General features: G+C 30.4%; 16 protein-coding genes. All 16 read right to left on the bottom strand.

Features of this window, described 5'->3' with window-relative positions:
• Positions 1 to 56: 56 nt before the first annotated feature.
• Complete coding sequence (locus tag TY07_RS12740) at positions 57 to 260, bottom strand: hypothetical protein (RefSeq protein WP_042400576.1); 204 nt, start codon at positions 258 to 260, stop codon at positions 57 to 59.
• A 255-nt stretch (positions 261 to 515) separates the two neighbouring features.
• Positions 516 to 710, bottom strand: coding sequence for a hypothetical protein (locus TY07_RS12735; RefSeq protein WP_042400574.1), 195 nt, complete (start codon positions 708 to 710; stop codon positions 516 to 518).
• Between the two features lie 190 nt (positions 711 to 900).
• A complete protein-coding gene (gene gltX, locus TY07_RS12730) occupies positions 901 to 2,562 on the bottom strand; it encodes a glutamate--tRNA ligase (RefSeq protein WP_042400572.1) in 1,662 nt (553 codons plus the stop codon).
• A 452-nt stretch (positions 2,563 to 3,014) separates the two neighbouring features.
• Positions 3,015 to 3,938 carry a CPBP family intramembrane glutamic endopeptidase gene (locus TY07_RS12725; RefSeq protein ID WP_042400570.1) on the bottom strand — a complete coding sequence of 308 codons (924 nt, stop codon included), beginning with the start codon at positions 3,936 to 3,938 and terminating at the stop codon, positions 3,015 to 3,017.
• A 202-nt stretch (positions 3,939 to 4,140) separates the two neighbouring features.
• Positions 4,141 to 5,145: a ketol-acid reductoisomerase gene (gene ilvC / locus TY07_RS12720; protein WP_042400566.1), complete on the bottom strand. Its 1,005-nt coding sequence runs from the start codon at positions 5,143 to 5,145 to the stop codon at positions 4,141 to 4,143.
• A 160-nt stretch (positions 5,146 to 5,305) separates the two neighbouring features.
• Positions 5,306 to 6,991: a biosynthetic-type acetolactate synthase large subunit gene (gene ilvB / locus TY07_RS12715; protein ID WP_042400562.1), complete on the bottom strand. Its 1,686-nt coding sequence runs from the start codon at positions 6,989 to 6,991 to the stop codon at positions 5,306 to 5,308.
• Between the two features lie 35 nt (positions 6,992 to 7,026).
• Entirely contained in the window at positions 7,027 to 8,685 is a 1,659-nt protein-coding gene (gene ilvD, locus TY07_RS12710; RefSeq protein ID WP_042400559.1) for a dihydroxy-acid dehydratase, read from the bottom strand.
• Positions 8,686 to 8,810: 125 nt separating this feature from the next.
• Positions 8,811 to 9,881 carry a 3-isopropylmalate dehydrogenase gene (leuB, locus tag TY07_RS12705; RefSeq protein ID WP_042400556.1) on the bottom strand — a complete coding sequence of 357 codons (1,071 nt, stop codon included), beginning with the start codon at positions 9,879 to 9,881 and terminating at the stop codon, positions 8,811 to 8,813.
• Positions 9,882 to 9,919: 38 nt separating this feature from the next.
• A complete protein-coding gene (leuD, locus tag TY07_RS12700; RefSeq protein WP_042400553.1) occupies positions 9,920 to 10,411 on the bottom strand; it encodes a 3-isopropylmalate dehydratase small subunit in 492 nt (163 codons plus the stop codon).
• 14 nt (positions 10,412 to 10,425) lie between these two features.
• Entirely contained in the window at positions 10,426 to 11,685 is a 1,260-nt protein-coding gene (leuC, locus tag TY07_RS12695; RefSeq protein WP_042400549.1) for a 3-isopropylmalate dehydratase large subunit, read from the bottom strand.
• Between the two features lie 14 nt (positions 11,686 to 11,699).
• Positions 11,700 to 13,292: a citramalate synthase gene (cimA, locus tag TY07_RS12690; RefSeq protein ID WP_042400546.1), complete on the bottom strand. Its 1,593-nt coding sequence runs from the start codon at positions 13,290 to 13,292 to the stop codon at positions 11,700 to 11,702.
• A 336-nt stretch (positions 13,293 to 13,628) separates the two neighbouring features.
• Positions 13,629 to 14,141, bottom strand: a complete 513-nt coding sequence (gene ilvN / locus TY07_RS12685) for an acetolactate synthase small subunit (RefSeq protein WP_042400543.1) — start codon at positions 14,139 to 14,141, stop codon at positions 13,629 to 13,631.
• 789 nt (positions 14,142 to 14,930) lie between these two features.
• Complete coding sequence (gene glmM, locus TY07_RS12680) at positions 14,931 to 16,274, bottom strand: phosphoglucosamine mutase (RefSeq protein ID WP_042400540.1); 1,344 nt, start codon at positions 16,272 to 16,274, stop codon at positions 14,931 to 14,933.
• 107 nt (positions 16,275 to 16,381) lie between these two features.
• A complete protein-coding gene (locus TY07_RS12675) occupies positions 16,382 to 16,690 on the bottom strand; it encodes a YerC/YecD family TrpR-related protein (RefSeq protein ID WP_042400537.1) in 309 nt (102 codons plus the stop codon).
• A gap of 88 nt (positions 16,691 to 16,778) precedes the next feature.
• Positions 16,779 to 17,552, bottom strand: a complete 774-nt coding sequence (locus TY07_RS12670) for an AIM24 family protein (RefSeq protein WP_042400534.1) — start codon at positions 17,550 to 17,552, stop codon at positions 16,779 to 16,781.
• A gap of 174 nt (positions 17,553 to 17,726) precedes the next feature.
• Complete coding sequence (gene fliN, locus TY07_RS12665; protein WP_042400531.1) at positions 17,727 to 17,990, bottom strand: flagellar motor switch protein FliN; 264 nt, start codon at positions 17,988 to 17,990, stop codon at positions 17,727 to 17,729.
• Positions 17,991 to 18,014 lie beyond the last annotated feature (24 nt).

Here is an 18,014-nt window from a genome sequence, read left to right as displayed (position 1 = left end):
TTTGCTCCGTATTATTAATTTAATACTAGAATTTATTTCTATAAACAGCTTTTAAATTATGACCATTGATTATTTGTTGCTGTTTTTTCTTGTTTTTCACATGTACAATTCTTATAATTTTCTACTTTTACACCAGCTGGTGATGCCCATTGATTATTTACTGCAGATTTTGGTGCACCACTATTACATCCACATCCACAACTTGATTCACAACTACTTTTTTCTTTTGTATGACATCCACACTTTGAATGTTTATCCATAACATTTACCTCCAGTGTCTTATTAAATTTAGCCCTGATACAGCCAAGTCTTAACTTAGTTCTACCACCGCTACAGTAATAGTTTGTACATTTTATTTTCTTTGATACCTTGTATTAATTTCATTTCAGTCCAAGTTGTGAAGTTAAATTAAAATATTGAAAAATTATATATTAAGTAGTTAATATATAAAACTTTAGTTTTTTTATAAAAAATAAAAACCCCTACTTATAAGGAGTTTTTATTTTGTAAATATTTTATTGCATTGAATTTTGGTTAGCATTTTGTTGTGCTTTTTTATAAGCTTCTATGTTTGAATCAATTTGAGCACTACTCATTGCACTTTGAGAATTTGCATTACTTTGCATATTGCTTTGTTGTTGTGCACTACTATTCATACTTTGTTGAGTATTATTGCTCATAGTCGAACTATTTTGACTTTGTTTATTCATAAAAAACACCTCCTTTTACATTTCGATATTATTTTATGAAGTTCTGTTAATATAATACACATTAAATTTTTCCAAGTTATATTATTAATAAAATAACACAGCTAAACATAAACATTTTTTATTTTATATTTAAAATATAAAATAAAAAAGCAACTATACTATTTTAAATATAGCTGCTTTTAATACTATTTTATAACTCTAAAAATCTATTAAATCTTTCTCTAACCTTATCTTCACCCATAATTTGCATTATAGTATAAAGGTCAGGAGTGTTTGTTCTGTGTGATAATGCACTTCTTACTGCTCCAGCAACATCAGAAATCATTCCCTTATATTGATCTGGATTAGCTTTATATTCTTTTCTGTTTGCACAATATCCAAGTTCTGCTCCAATTACTTTTAAATCTTCAAACCAATTTTCTTGGCTTCCAGCATTGAAGTTAAACTTCTTAGCATATTCTTCAATTATAGCTTTAGCATTTTCTAATGATAAAGTCTTTGGTAATTCCACTTGATCTGCTGTTTCATTATAGAATAACTCATCGAAGAAATAGAAAATCTTATCTTTAACTTCATCCCATTTAGCAAAATCTTTTCTTGGCTTTGGACCTTCTTTATCTATGTTGAATATTTCCTTAGACATAGCTTCATTTGCAGTTACTAAGTTATACATTTCTTCATCATATTGCTTAGCCCATGCTGTATATTGTTCATATACTTTATTTGCTGGCATTCTAGCAATAACATCTTTAGAAACGTCATTTAACTTAACTAAGTCAAATAATGCTCCACTCTTACTCATTTTTTCTAAAGCAACATGGAATTCATGGTAATCAGCAGTAGGATTTTCTGCTCTCCATTCTTCATAGCTTGAGTTTACTATGTTTAATAAGTATTCAATAACACAAACTACTGGATATCCAACTTCGTTGTAGTAAGATACAGCTGCTTCAGCATCTTTTCTCTTAGAAAGCTTTCTCTTAGATCCACCTTCTTGTTTCATTATTGTTGGAATATGAGCATAGTTTGGTCTTTCAAATCCTAATACTTCAAATAATTGAACATGTATTGGAAGAGATGATAACCATTCTTCTCCTCTTATTACATCTGTAGTTCTCATTAAATAATCATCAATTGCATGTGCAAAATGATAAGTTGGAAGTCCATCACCTTTTATTAAAACAACATCTTGATTGTTTTCTGGGAAAGATATATCTCCTTTTATTAAGTCGTGGAATTCTACTCTATTTTCAATATTTCCTGGTGATTTTAATCTTAATATATAAGCTTCACCATTGTTTATTCTTTCAATAGCTTCTTCTTCAGTAATATTTCTGTATTTAGCATATTCTCCATAGTATCCAGGAGTTATCTTATTAGCAATTTGTTCTTCTCTTAATGCTGCTAATTCTTCTGGAGTACAGAAATCTGGGTATGCTAATCCTTTTAATAATAAGTCCTTAGCAAAAGTTCTGTATATTTCAGCTCTTTCACTTTGTCTGTATGGACCATATTCACCTTTTGAAGTTTCTTGACCAGTCATTCCTTCACTGAAGTCCATTCCAAAGTTATGCATAGTTGCAATTGTATCTTCTATAGCACCTTCAACTTCTCTTTTTTGGTCTGTATCTTCTATTCTTAAATAGAAAACACCTTCACTTTGACTTGCTAATCTTTCATTTATTAATGCAGCAAAAACTCCACCTATATGTTGGAATCCTGTTGGTGATGGTGCGTATCTAGTTACCCTAGCACCTTCTTTTAAATTTCTCTTTGGGTATTTTGCTATATAATATTCTCTATCATGTTCTACATTTGGGAATATCATTTCAGCTAACTTTTCAAATGCCATCTTATTTTTCTCCTTTTAATTTTATTTATTTTTTACAAAATAAAAAGTCTTTCACCCTAAACTTTTAGGACGAAAGACTGTATTTCCGCGTTACCACCTAAATTGGTTAATATAAATTAACCCACTCAAATACTTATTTAATTTTATTGCTCCCTGGTTTCCTTCAATAGTTCTAAATTTTAGGCTTACACCACTTCCTAAATCGCTTTAAATTAGAATTCTATTTACTGCTCCTAATCAACACAATTATATTAACTATTATTTTCAAATTACAGATTAATTATACAGATTACAATTATTATTGTAAAGTATTTATACTAAAGTGAATATATAAAAAAATAATTCAACTTCTATACCGCCTCATTTATATTTTTTTACTTCTAATAAGTATATCTTAAATAAGCAACTTTATAGTTATAAATACAATATCGACCTGAAATTTAATTTATACTTTACATCAATACTACTGATATCATTGATATTACACAGAGAACTATATATAAAATCATCCCTACATTCAAATAAATAGTTTTAGCAACTGTACCTTTTTCTAGTTTTATTTCACCTTCTGATAAATGTATATTCTTTCTATTATTGATTAATAAAACTATTCCTATAATAGTAATTGCTATTAAAACTAATCCTGCTACTCCAATTAACGCTATATTACTACCATCTCCAACTATAGATGGCATAATTACACTTCCAACAATGTTAATTACTATATGTAATATTATTGAATATTTTATAGTACCAGTCTTTAATGTTACATAAGCAAATATAACTCCTAATCCGACTGCATAAAAAAACTGAGAAAAATTTGCATGAAATAATCCAAACATAATTGCTGTTGTAATTATAGCTACTTTAGCACCATACATTCTTATCTTATTAAGCATTATCCCCCTAAATAACATTTCTTCAACAATAGGAGATAATATTCCTGCAAAAATCAAACTCCAAATCCAATTGCTTGTCCCTACTACATTAGCTATTGGATTCATTATCTCGCTACCCTTTATTGCAGCAATTATCATTAGTAAAATAGTAGTTAAAAAGTTAACCACATATAATATTGCATAAGACATAAAAAATAGTAAAATCATTTTTCCTACACTTAAACTTTTACTTTCCTTTTTCTCACCATCAGGAAGCTTTCTAACCATTACATAAAATATAGGAAAGCCTATAAAGTAAAAACTAATTGCAATAGCTATATAATTTACCCAAGGTTGTTCTAACAATGATGGCCTAATTACATTAATAGCTGAATAATAAATTGTTTGTATAACATTTACTACTATCATACAAACTAAGATAGCTAATCCAATTTTAGCAAATACTTTTTTGTCATTTACCTTAGTCTTTAATTCCATTTTTTCTCCTCCAATCAATAATTAAATATACTTTGAAAACTAAGTTTATCTATTAAACTTTAACATTTATACCATTATTTTAAAAATATACTATTTCATAACTTATTACTTTTGTGAACTTATACAAAAATAAGGAATTACATCTCAATTATTAGCTGTAATTCCTTTTATTAAATCTGTTTAATTCAAAAAGTTGTGATTATTAATCTAAGTTCTTAGTATCAATCCAAGACATCATTTCTCTTAACTCTTTACCAACCTTTTCAATTGGATGTTCTGCTTCCATTCTTCTCATAGCATTAAATTGTGGTCTTCCAACTTGGTTTTCCATTAACCAATTTCTTGCAAAAGTACCATCTTGAATTTCAGTTAATACTTTTTTCATTTCTTTCTTAGTTTCATCAGTAACTATTCTGTTACCAATCATGTAATCACCATATTCAGCAGTATCAGATATAGAATATCTCATTGCAGCCATACCACCTTGGTATATTAAATCAACAATAAGCTTCATTTCATGTAAACATTCAAAATAAGCATTTTCTGGGGCATATCCACCTTCTACTAAAGTTTCAAATCCAGCTTTGATAAGTGCTGTAACACCTCCACAAAGGACTGCTTGTTCACCAAATAAATCTGTTTCAGTTTCATCTTTGAATGTAGTTTCTAATACACCAGCTCTAGCTCCACCAATTCCATTGGCATAAGCTAATGCAAATTCTTTAGCTTTTCCTGTGTAATCTTGTTGAACTGCTATTAAGCAAGGAACTCCTGAACCTTCAGTATAAGTTCTTCTTACCATATGTCCTGGTCCTTTTGGAGCAACCATGAATACATCAACATCTGCAGGAGGAACTATTTGTCCATAATGAATGTTAAATCCATGAGCAAATACTAAAGCATTTCCTTCTTCTAAATATGGAGCGATTTCTTCTCTATATAATTTAGCTTGTTTCTCATCTGGTACTAAAACCATAACAACATCAGCAGCCTTAACAGCATTTGCAACTGTAGCAACTTCTAATCCGGCTTCCTTAACTCTATTCCATGATTTACTTCCTTCATATAATCCAACAACTACATCAATTCCACTTTCATGAAGGTTTAATGCGTGAGCATGTCCTTGGCTACCATAACCGATAACTGCAACCTTCTTTCCCTTTAATAAACCTAGATTTGTGTCCTTTTCATAAAACATCTTTGCCATTTTTTATACCCCCGACTTATTTATTTTTATTTATAAAAATTCACTACCAAATTCTTATGATAGAAATTTAAATTAACTTTTTATTATTAACTAATAGATGTAAAGTAAAAACTTTTCGCTTTTGCTTTTTATCTATTCATTTTTATCTATTACTTATTGCCTATTCCTCTACAACATCTTCTTCATTAATTATTTGATGAATTGGTGCTCCCGGAGCAACCATAGGGAATACTTTTTTATCACTATCAATTCTATAATCAATTATTACTGGTCTATCTACAGCTAAAGCCTCTTCTAATACAGAATCAAGTTCTTCTCTTTTTTCTACCCTAAATCCAACGCCTCCAAAAGCTTCAGCAAGCTTAACAAAATCAGTAGCTCTATCTAAAGTAGTTTGAGAATATCTAGCCTCATAAAATAAACTTTGCCATTGTCTAACCATTCCTAATGCATTGTTATTCATTACAATAATTTTAATTGGAATATTATATTTAACAGCTGTTGCAAATTCATTGCAGTTCATTCCAAAGCTTCCATCACCAGCAATGTTAAATACAGTTTTATCAGGATTAGCAACTTTAACTCCAATTGCCGCACCTAAACCAAATCCCATAGTTCCAAGTCCTCCAGATGAAATTAAAGTTCTTGGTGTTTTAAAATTAAAATACTGTGCTGTCCACATTTGATGCTGTCCAACTTCAGTCGTCATAATAAAATCACCTTTATCTAATTCACTAAGCTTTTCAAATAAAAATCTTGGTGTTAATTGCTCACCATCATCCTTATTATTTTTTGTAATAGCTAAAAGCTTTAATTCATCTACTTTTTTTAACCACTTATCATTTTTCTTATAATCTATTAAAGGCATTAATCTTTGTAATGCTACCTTAATATCACCTATAATAAATGAATCTACTTTAACATTCTTATTTACTTCTGCCGGATCCACATCTATTTGAATTACCTTAGCATTATTAATAAATTCTCTATCGCTAATTACCCTGTCACTAAACCTTGCACCTAATGCAATTATTAAATCGCACTTAGTTGCTAAAATATTTGATGCATTACTTCCATGCATCCCTATCATTCCAGTATTTAACCTATGTTCTGAAGGAATTGCACCTCTACACATTAATGTTGTTGCAACTGGTGCATTAATTTTTTCTGCAAAATTAACTAGTTCTTCAGTAGCACCTGAATTAATAACTCCTCCACCTGCATAAATAAGTGGTTGTTCTGAATCATTAATATATTTAGCTACTTCATTTAATGAATCAACAGTAATATGCTTACTTTTTGGTTCCACTGGTAATGGCTTTAAATTTTTATATTCTGTTTTATCAGATGTAATATCCTTTGGAATATCAATTAATACCGGCCCTGGTCTTCCTTCTCTAGCAATATAAAATGCCTTTCTAACAGTTTCCTCTAACTCATTAACATCTTTAACAATAAAATTATGTTTTGTTATTGGCATTGTTATTCCAGTAATATCAACCTCTTGAAAGCTATCTCTTCCAAGCAGACTTTTTTGAACATTACCTGTTATTGCAACTAATGGAACAGAATCCATATATGCAGTTGCAATTCCCGTTACAAGATTTGTTGCTCCTGGACCTGATGTAGCAATACATACCCCAACTTTTCCTGATGACCTTGCATAACCATCAGCTGCATGAGCTGCACCTTGTTCATGGCAAGTCAAATAATGTTTAAGCTGATCTCTGTATTTATACAAATAGTCATAAATATTTAATACAGCTCCTCCAGGATATCCAAAAACAGTGTCAACACCTTCATTTAATAAAGTCTTAACAAGAATCTCAGCACCTGTTAATAACATTGAAAATAACCCCCTTTATATTAGTTAACTTATAACTATTTAAATACTGCCCCTGAGCTTGCTGAGCTAACTAATTTAGCATATCTTGCTAAATATCCCTCTTTAACTTTTGGCTCAACTGGCTTTAAATTTGATCTACGCTTTGCTAGTTCTTCATCGCTAACAAGCAAATCTAAATTACCATTTGTAATATCAATAGAAATAATATCTCCATCTTCTACTAACGCAATATTTCCACCTTCAGCTGCTTCAGGAGAAACATGTCCTATTGCTGCACCTTTAGTTGCCCCACTAAATCTTCCATCTGTAATAAGTGCAACAGATGTATCAAGTCCCATTCCACATATTGCAGATGTAGGTGATAACATTTCTCTCATTCCTGGTCCACCTTTTGGACCTTCATATCTAATAACTACAACATCGCCTTCAACAATTTTCTTACCCATAATTGCTTCAATAGCCTCTTCTTCAGAGTTAAAAACTTTAGCTGGCCCTTTATGAACTAACATTTCTTTTAAAACTGCTGATCTCTTAACAACAGCTCCATCTGGTGCTAAATTTCCTTTTAAAACTGCAATTCCACCAGTTTGACTATATGGTTCTTCTATATGTTTTATTACTGAATAATCTAAAACTTTTGCATTTTCAATATTTTCTCCAACAGTTTTACCAGTTGCAGTAATACAATTTAAATTTAATAAATTCTTCTTATTTAATTCACTCATTACAGCTCTAATTCCACCAGCTGCATATAAATCTTCTATATGAGTATCAGATGCTGGAGCTAGTTTACATAAGTTAGGCACCTTTGCTGACATCCCATTTATAATATCAAGATTTATAGGTAGTTTAGCTTCATTTGCAATTGCTGTTAAATGAAGAACACTATTTGTTGAGCATCCAAGTGCCATATCTACTGTTAATGCATTTTTAATGGCATCTTCTGTTACTATATCTCTTGGCTTAATATCTTTTTCTAAAAGCTTCATTACAGCCATCCCTGCATACTTAGCAAGTCTTATTCTTTCGGAATAAACAGCTGGTATTGTTCCATTGCCTGGTAATGCTAATCCTAAAACTTCACATAGACAATTCATAGAATTTGCAGTAAACATACCTGAACATGATCCACAAGTCGGACATACTTTTTCTTCTAATTCTGCTAAATCTGATTCAAGCATTAATCCACTTTCAACTGATCCAACAGCTTCAAACATTGTAGATAAAGATACTTCCTTACCTTTAAATTTACCAGCTAGCATTGGTCCACCACTAACTATTACTGATGGAACATTTACTCTTAATGCAGCCATGACCATTCCTGGAACTATCTTGTCACAGTTTGGTATAAATACTAAAGCATCAAATGCATGAGCATTTGCCATACATTCAACAGAATCAGCAATAAGTTCTCTAGTTACTAAAGAATATTTCATTCCTTGATGTCCCATTGCAATTCCATCACATACACCTATTGTTGGAAATACTAATGGTGTTCCTCCAGACATTAATACTCCTTTTTTAACACCTTCAACAATTTTATCTAAGTTAACATGACCAGGAATTATATCATTTTGAGATGTTACAATTCCTATTAATGGTTTATTTATTTCCTCATCAGTTAATCCTGATGCTTTAAACAACGATCTATGAGGAGCCTTTGCTACTCCCTTTTTAACTACATCACTTCTCATTTATATCACCCCATTAAATTAGTTAGTAGTTCTTAGTTTTTAGTTAGTAGTTACTAAGAATATATAATTCAATAAACTCCCTAAGGAGTTTCAAGCTTAACTCCTAACTTATAACTTCTAACTATCTAAATTCTTTCTAAAACAAGTTGTCCCATTTCTTTGGTTCCAACAAGTGTAGTTCCTTCACTTGTTATATCACCAGTTCTATATCCTTCTTCTAATACTTTAACTACTGAATCTTCAATATCTTTTGCTTCATTTTCTAAGTTAAAGCTATATCTTAACATCATTGCAGTTGAAAGAATTGTTGCTAATGGGTTTGCTATTCCCTTTCCAGCAATATCAGGTGCAGAACCATGAATTGGCTCGTACATCCCTAAAGTTCCTTCTCCTAATGATGCAGATGGAAGCATACCAATTGATCCTGTTATCATTGAAGCCTCATCTGATAAAATATCACCAAACATATTTGAAGTAACAATTACGTCAAATTGTCTTGGATCTCTTACTAATTGCATCGAAGCATTATCAATATATAAATGATTTACTTCAACCTCTGGATAATCTTTAGACATTTCTTCAACAACGCTTCTCCAAAGTCTTGAACTTTCTAATATATTAGCTTTATCAACACTAGTAAGCTTCTTACTTCTCTTCATTGCAGTATCAAAGCCTATTCTTACTATCCTTTCAATTTCTTCCATATTATATCTTTCTGTATCGTAAGCTGAAATAACTCCATCAATTACTTCTCTTCCTCTTTCACCAAAGTAAATTCCCCCAGTAAGCTCTCTTACAACACAAATATCAATTCCATCACCAATTATGCTATCCTTTAATGGAGATGCTTCTTTTAGTGGTTTATATAAAAGTGCAGGTCTTAAATTACAATATAAATTTAAACCTCCCCTTAATCCTAATAAGGCCTGTTCAGGTCTTACTTTTGCATTAGGATCATCCCATTTAGGTCCTCCAACAGCACCTAAAAGAACTGCATCACTTTTCTTGCAAGCTTCTAAAGTTTTTTCAGGAAGTGACGTTCCCATTGAATCTATTGCACATCCTCCAGCTTGTAAAAACTCAAATTCAAATGTATGATTGTATTTTTCCCCAATTTTATTTAAGACTTTTATTGATTCATCGATAACTTCTGGTCCTATTCCATCTCCTGGTATAACTGCTATATTAAAATTCATGATTCTTCCCCCTTAAAATTTGCCCATTGCCTTTTATTTTATTTATTCTTATTTTTTATATAACCTATAAGTCCATTATTATTTATAATATTTTGCATAAACTCTGGGAACGCTTCTCCTTGATATTCTTCATCCTTAGTTAAATTTTTAATAACCCCTGTATCAAAATTAACCTCTAACTCATCCCCTGCTTCAATAGATTTAACTGCTTCATCACATTCTAATATTGGTAATCCAATATTAATTGCATTTCTATAAAATATTCTTGCAAAAGTTGATGCTATAACACAGCTAATTCCACTTTCTTTTATTGCTATTGGTGCATGTTCTCTAGATGAACCACATCCAAAATTCTTATTTGCAACAATTATATCTCCTGGTTTAACATTATTAGCAAAATTTAAATCAATATCCTCCATACAATGACTTGCTAGTTCCTTTGGATCTGATGTATTTAAGTATCTTGCTGGTATAATTACATCTGTATCTACGTTATCTCCATATTTAAAAACTTTTCCCGTTGATTTCATATTTATTTACCCCCTTAAAGTGTTTCCGGATTAGTTATTTTTCCTGTTATTGCTGAAGCTGCTGCAACTGCTGGACTAGCTAAATAAACTTCTGATTCAACATGCCCCATTCTTCCAACGAAGTTTCTATTTGTAGTTGAAATAGCTCTTTCACCTTTAGCTAATATACCCATATGTCCACCTAAGCATGGTCCACAAGTTGGAGTTGAAACAACTGCCCCTGCTTCTACTAAATCCTTAATTATTCCTTCTTCTAACGCCTGTAAATAAATTTTTTGAGTTCCTGGGAATACTATACATCTAACTCTCTTATTTACTTTTTTACCCTTAAGAATATCTCTTGCTACTCTCAAATCTGATATTCTTCCATTTGTACATGAACCTATAACCGCTTGATCAATTTCAATTTCTCCAACCTCATCTATAGTTCTTGTATTATCAGGTAAATGTGGGAATGATACTGTTGGTCTTAAAGTAGATAAATCTATTTCATAGACCTCATCATACTCTGCATCTTCATCTGCTTCGTATACTTTCCATTCTTTCTTTCCATGCTCTTTTAAGTATTCAATAGTTTTTTCATCCACTGGGAAAATACCATTCTTTCCACCAGCTTCAATAGCCATATTTGCCATTGTGAATCTATCATCCATTGATAAGTACTTTAATCCTTCACCAACAAATTCCATTGATTTATATAAAGCTCCATCAACCCCTATCATTCCAATGATATGAAGTATAACGTCTTTACCACTTACCCATTTTGAAGGTTTTCCCTTTAATACGAATTTTAATGCTGATGGAACCTTAAACCAACATTTCCCTGTAGCCATTCCTGCTGCCATATCTGTTGAACCAATTCCTGTTGAAAAAGCTCCTAATGCTCCATATGTGCAAGTATGCGAGTCTGCCCCTATAACAACATCACCTGCAACTACTAATCCTTTTTCAGGTAATAGACAATGTTCAATTCCCATTTCTCCTATTTCAAAAAAATTAACTATTCCTTTTTCTCTTGAGAATTCTCTTATAAATTTACATTGTTCTGCTGCTTTTATATCTTTATTTGGAGTAAAGTGATCAGGTACTATTGCTATTTTTTCCTTATCAAAAACTTTTTTAACTCCAAACTTTTCAAATTCCTTTACTGCAACTGGTGAAGTAATATCGTTACCTAGCACCAAATCTAAATTTGCTTCAATTAATTGGCCTGCCTTTACACTTTCTAATCCTGCATGAGCAGCTAATATTTTTTGAGTCATTGTCATTGCCATTGTTTTTTCCCCCTTTAAAAATATGCTTTTGCTTTTCTTTCAATATCTTTAATAAGTTTATATTCAATCGAATCAACTAATGCAATCCAGCTTGCTTGAATTACGTCCCTAGAGACCCCAACTGTACTCCAGCTTTCATTACCATCAGTACTTTCAATTAAAACTCTAACTTTTGCACCTGTTGTGCTTTCTGAATCTAAAACTCTAACCTTATAATCAACTAACTTTACATTTTTTATCTCAGGATAAAAAACTTCTACTGCTTTTCTTAATGCTTTATCTAATGCATTTACTGGTCCATCACCTTCTGCTGCTGTCATTTCTGTCATTCCATCAACTGTTATATTAATTAAAGCTGTTGAGCTAAATTCACCATTGTTCCAAGGAGTTTCTCCCATAGTTTTAAAATGATTTAATTTGAAGAAAGGTTTATACTTTCCAATTGTCTTTCTTATTAATAGTTCTACAGTTCCTTCTGCTCCTTCAAATTGATAACCTTCATATTCCAATTCTTTTAATCTTTTAGTTACCTTTTTAACTTCATCTCCATCTTTTTTGACATTAGGAAAAATCTTGTGTATCTCTTGCAAAACTGTACTTTTACCACTTACCTCTGATAATAAAAATCTTCTCTTATTCCCAACTATTTCTGGATTTATATGCTCATAAGATTGTGGTGTTTTACAAATTGCATCTATATGCATTCCTCCTTTATGAGCAAATGCTGATTTACCCACATAAGGAGTTGAATCCTCTAATTGAATATTAGATATTTCTGAAATATATCTAGCCTTTGCAGTCAATTCTTGCAAGTAATTTTCTGCTTTTAAATTGCAATCCATTTTTAAGGCTATAGTTGGAATTATTGTACTTAAGTTAGTATTCCCACATCTTTCTCCAACTCCTATAAATGTGCCTTGAATATGTATCGCCCCTGACTCTATTGCCATAATAGAGTTTGCTACTGCCATACCTATATCGTTATGACAATGAATTCCTATTTTACAATCAAAATTCTTAACTACTTCACTAGTTATTTCTTTAATTTCGCTTGGTAATGTTCCACCATTTGTATCGCATAAAACTAGTGTTTTTGCTCCAGCCTCTCTAGCAGCTTTTAAAGTTAACATAGAATATTCTTTATTTTCTTTATAACCATCAAAAAAATGTTCTGCATCAAAAATTACTTGTTTATTTTTTTTAGTTAAATATTCTATAGTTTCTTTTATCATAAGTAGATTTTCATCTAAGGTTGTCTTTAATATATCTGTTACTTGAAATGTCCATGACTTACCAAATATAGATACAACACTTGTTTCTGCATCCAATAAGCTTTTTATATTAACATCATCAACAATCTTTGAATTTGGCTTTCTTGTTGATCCAAAAGCAACTAACTTCGAATTTTTAAGTTCTATTTCTTTTACTACCTTAAAGAACTCCATATCCTTAGGATTAGATCCTGGATTACCAGCTTCAATATAGTCAATCCCTATGTCATCCAATACCTTAACTATTTTTGTCTTATCCTCTAAAGAAAATGATATTCCCTGACCCTGAGCACCATCTCTTAAAGTAGAATCAAAAATTTCAATGGTTCTATTCAAACTTCCACCCCCAATTTTGCAAGTGACAAGTTTCAAGTGGTAAGTGACAAATCATTGCCTGTTATTTGATTTATTGAAGAACCCTTAACTCCAATAATCTTAAAGTTATAAATTAACTTTCTTACTTATACTAGCCACTATAGCTTGTCATAATTTAAATGCTTATTACCGCTTTGTTAGTTACAAGCTTTATTAGTTACGAGTTTTAAGTTAATAGTTAAGGAAAAATTTCAGCTGATCTGAATTTTAAAAATATATTTTTAGAAACTCATAAAAGTTCCCTCATTAAACTCTTAACTATTAACTTTTAACTTTTAACTAATTAATCGCTATTACCTAATTAAAGATTTCGCAGTAATCTGTAATATCATTAGAGCCCCTTTCTAATGCACAGACCCCTGTTCTAACTAGTTCTTTAATTTCATACTCTTCCATTAGTTTTATATGAGCATTAATTTTACTTTCATCTCCAGTAAGTTCAATCGTTAGTGTTTCAGGCGAAATATCCACTATCTTACTTCTAAAAATTCTAACAACTTCATTAATTGCTGCTCTTTGCTCTGAATCTGCCTTAACTTTAATTAGTACTAATTCTCTATAAACAGAGTTTTCTGGTTTTAATCTTAATACCCTTAGAACATCTTCTAATTTATTTAATTGCTTCATAAATTGCTCTAATACTTCTTCGCTTCCATTTAACGCAATAGTCATTCTTGATATTTCTGGATTTTCTGTTCTTCCAACTGTTAAACTATCAATGTTAAATCCCCTTCTTGCAAATAAACCCGAAACTCTTGTTAATACTCCTGAAGAATTTCTAACTAAAACCGACAAAACATGTCTTTCCATTTATATAACCCCCAAAATCAAATAATTTCAAATTATTGAATAAAACGGAATGAATTTAGGTTAAAAAAATCCCACCCTTAATGATAAAATCATAACGGTGGGATAACATTCCTCATCATTAAATATCACTAGGCTCCAACAAACCCTTGCATATAACGGTGCTTACCGGTAATTCCCTACTTATAAATTGAATTCTTAGTTTAAGGTTTAGTTTTAACTACACCTTAAGGTTATAATTCATTATCTAGAGGCATGTCCGTTGTTATCCACCACAAAAGAGTTGGAGTGTTCCAAAAACTAGCCATCAGATAAATTTACTAATGTTCAGGATACAGCTCAAGAGTGATTATTATTTAGTAAAAGTATCCATTCACACCTAACATGGACTCTCTGAAACTTTTTTATTCTAAATAAATGTCTCTATCACAGCTTTTATTCCTTAAAAAGGACCTTCCAAAATATTCTATTGTTAATATATTACTCTTTACTTTAATACACTGTCAATAGAATCTCTTGAAATTTACCAAATTAATTATAATTAGGATTTTACTTCATTTACTTTTAACATATAGTTAATATTTTTATTATTTTCTTAGTAATTTAATAGATTTATTTCAAACTTATTAATTTATTAATAACTTATCTATTTTTTATGTTTACAATTTAAATCCCTTGTTTTTAACACTTCTCTTTATTTTTAATCTTGTTTTTATTAATTTATTACAAAAAAATTTGGCGTATTAAAATTAATTTTACTCTTAATTTTAATACGCCATTATAATTTAATACTTATACTTTACTTAATATTAAATTTGCAATTCTATTTGCCATTTCATTTATTTCTTCTTGATTTTCACCTTCAAGCATAACTCTAACTAATGGTTCAGTTCCAGATGGTCTTATAAGCACCCTTCCAACTCCATTTAGCTTAGCTTCAACTTCTTGTATGGCAGCAATTATTTCTGCATCCTCTAAATATATATTCTTCTTTTCATTTGGTACTTTAGCATTAACTAATACCTGTGGTAATTCTTTCATAACTCCAGCTAGTTCACTGAAAGTTTTTCCACTTTCTTTAAGAATAGCAGCTACTTGAAGTGCTGTTACTAATCCATCTCCTGTAGTATTATGATCTAAAAATATTATATGTCCTGATTGCTCTCCACCTAATACATAATTATCCTTAAGCATTTCTTCAAGAACATATCTATCTCCAACTTTAGTTTTAACTAAGTTAATTCCTTCTCTTTTAGCAGCAATATCTAATCCTAAGTTACTCATTACAGTTACTACTAAAGTATCATCTTTTAATTGTCCTGATTCTTTTAATGCCTTAGCACATATTGTTAATAAGAAGTCTCCATTAATCATGTTTCCTTTTTCATCTACAGCTAAACATCTATCAGCATCACCATCAAATGCAAAACCAATATCACAATTTTTTCTTACAACATAATCCATTAACTCTTCCATATGAGTTGAGCCACAATTTTCATTTATGTTATTTCCATCTGGATTATCATTTATTACATATACTCTTGCACCTAAAGATCTGAAAGCTTTTACTGCAGCTTTATATGCAGCACCATTTGCACAGTCTAAAGCAACTCTTAATCCCTTTAAATCTGTATTTATAGTACTTAATGCATAATCAATATATTCTCTTAATGCTGTTTCTTCAGTGTACGATCTACCAACATTCCCACCTATTGGACTAGGTACGCCTTCGAATCCTCCCTCTATTACAGCTTGTATTTGATCTTCTAAACTATCTGATAATTTGTATCCTTTTCCATCAAAAAATTTAATTCCGTTATATTCTACTGGATTATGAGATGCTGAAATCATTACTCCTGCATCTGCTTTATATTCTCTAGTTAAATGAGCTACTGCTGGTGTTGGTACTACTCCTAAAATTACTGCTTCTGCCCCTACTGAAAGTATACCTGCAACTAAAGCAGCTTCAAGCATATCTCCTGATATTCTAGTATCTTTTGCTACTAAAATCTTTGGCTTATGAGTACCCTCAGTTAATACAAAAGCTCCTGCTCTTCCTAAGCTATAAGCTAATTCTGCAGTTAATTCAGTATTTGCTATCCCTCTAACACCATCTGTTCCAAACATTCTACTCATATATAATACCTCGCTTATATAAATAATTAATTATAGACATTATCTTTTATAGTATATTACTTATTCCGATTTTTTACAATATATCGTACTTTATAGCTATATATTCATTAATCTTGTTTATCTTTAGGATACATTCTTTCTAATACTAAATTATATCCTCCCTGTCCATAATTAAGACATTTATTTACTCTACTAATAGTTGCTGTACTTGCCCCTGTTGCATCAGCTATTTCTGTATATACCTTTTTATCTGTAAGCATTTTTGCAACATATATTCTTTGAGAAATTGCCCTTAATTCATTTATTGTTGCAATATCTTCAAAAAACTTATAGCACTCATCTATATTATTTAACTCTAAAACAGCTTTAAATAGCATATCTAAATCTTTTTTAAATTCTAAATTCTGTAGGCTCATATTATCACTCCTATTATCTCTCTACATAATAATTTTAACACTTTAGTGTGCTAAATTTAAGATATACTTTAAATTTTTCTTTATCTAATTAATTTTCTTCATCATTTTCAAAACAATTAGTTTCTATATATTTATCATAAATGCTTTTTGTTGGTAAAATCCATACTTCACCTATACCAATATAAACATTATTTACTTCTTCTACAAGTTCTTCGTCAATTATTCTTTCATACTTCTCTTGAGATAATTTTATATTAGCACTTCTTAGTACTATAAAATCACCATTAACTACTAATCTATCCTTATATAATTTACACCTTATAATCTCTTCTTCGGGTACAGGTAACTTCAATGCAACAACTCCAGATCCACTTAATTTTATTTTATTATTATCATTTGGAATTAAAGAAATATCAATCTCATTGTCACAAGCATAAAACATATCTTCGTTTATTATTATTTCTTCATCAACTAATTCAATTAATGTAAAATCATTAAAGCTAGGCTCTAATAATATTTCACCACTTCCACTAAAAACAGTTTTCAATCCAAAATGCCTCATATGAGTAGCACCAAAAATAACCTTTTTAATTCCTTTGTAGTCGTTTACTACATCACTTCTTTCGATAAAGCCTTTCATATAGCTTAGAGCATTTTGTTGAATCTTAACAGCGCTGTCATTAAGTAATATTCTGACCTGCTTTAATCTTTTACCATTACCTTCAATCGTCCTAATAGCGCTAGCTACATTTAACTCACTTGCGCCATTAAGAGATGCATATTTCAAAATTTGAAAACAAGATTCATTACCCATTTGCGAAACTAAAGTAAGCTTATTTTTAACTTCTATATTGCTTCTCATCTTAACTACCCACACCTTTATATTCCATAAATATTATACCTTAATTCTATCCAAATTTAATATTCATTAAACATTTCATGTTTGATGATGAGTAAATAAAAAGAAAGAATTAATAGTTAAGTTGTTTTCCTAACTCTTACTTCTTACTTTTTACTCTTATATCAAATTTTTTTCTTATTTCAAGCTATTTACTAATTCTTCTGACTCTAAAACACTTGTAATTTTAATTCCAAAATTTTGTTGAGAAATAACAACTTGTCCATATGCTATTTTTTTACCATTAACAAGTATTTCTACCTCTTGATTTTCTAAAGTATCAAGCTCAACTAAGGAACCTTTACCAAGCTCTAAAATTTCATTCAAAGGCATTCTAGTTTTACCTAAAACAGCAGTTATCTCTATTGGTATATCTAAAATTCTAGATATCTTCTCATTCATTAATCTCTCCCCTTACCTAATTAC

It is taken from the genome of Clostridium saudiense, assembly GCF_000577815.1.
GTDB classification, from domain to species: Bacteria; Bacillota; Clostridia; order Clostridiales; family Clostridiaceae; genus Clostridium; species Clostridium saudiense.
Note: the sequence above shows the minus strand (reverse complement) of the source record. Positions and strands in the feature narration are given on the sequence as shown.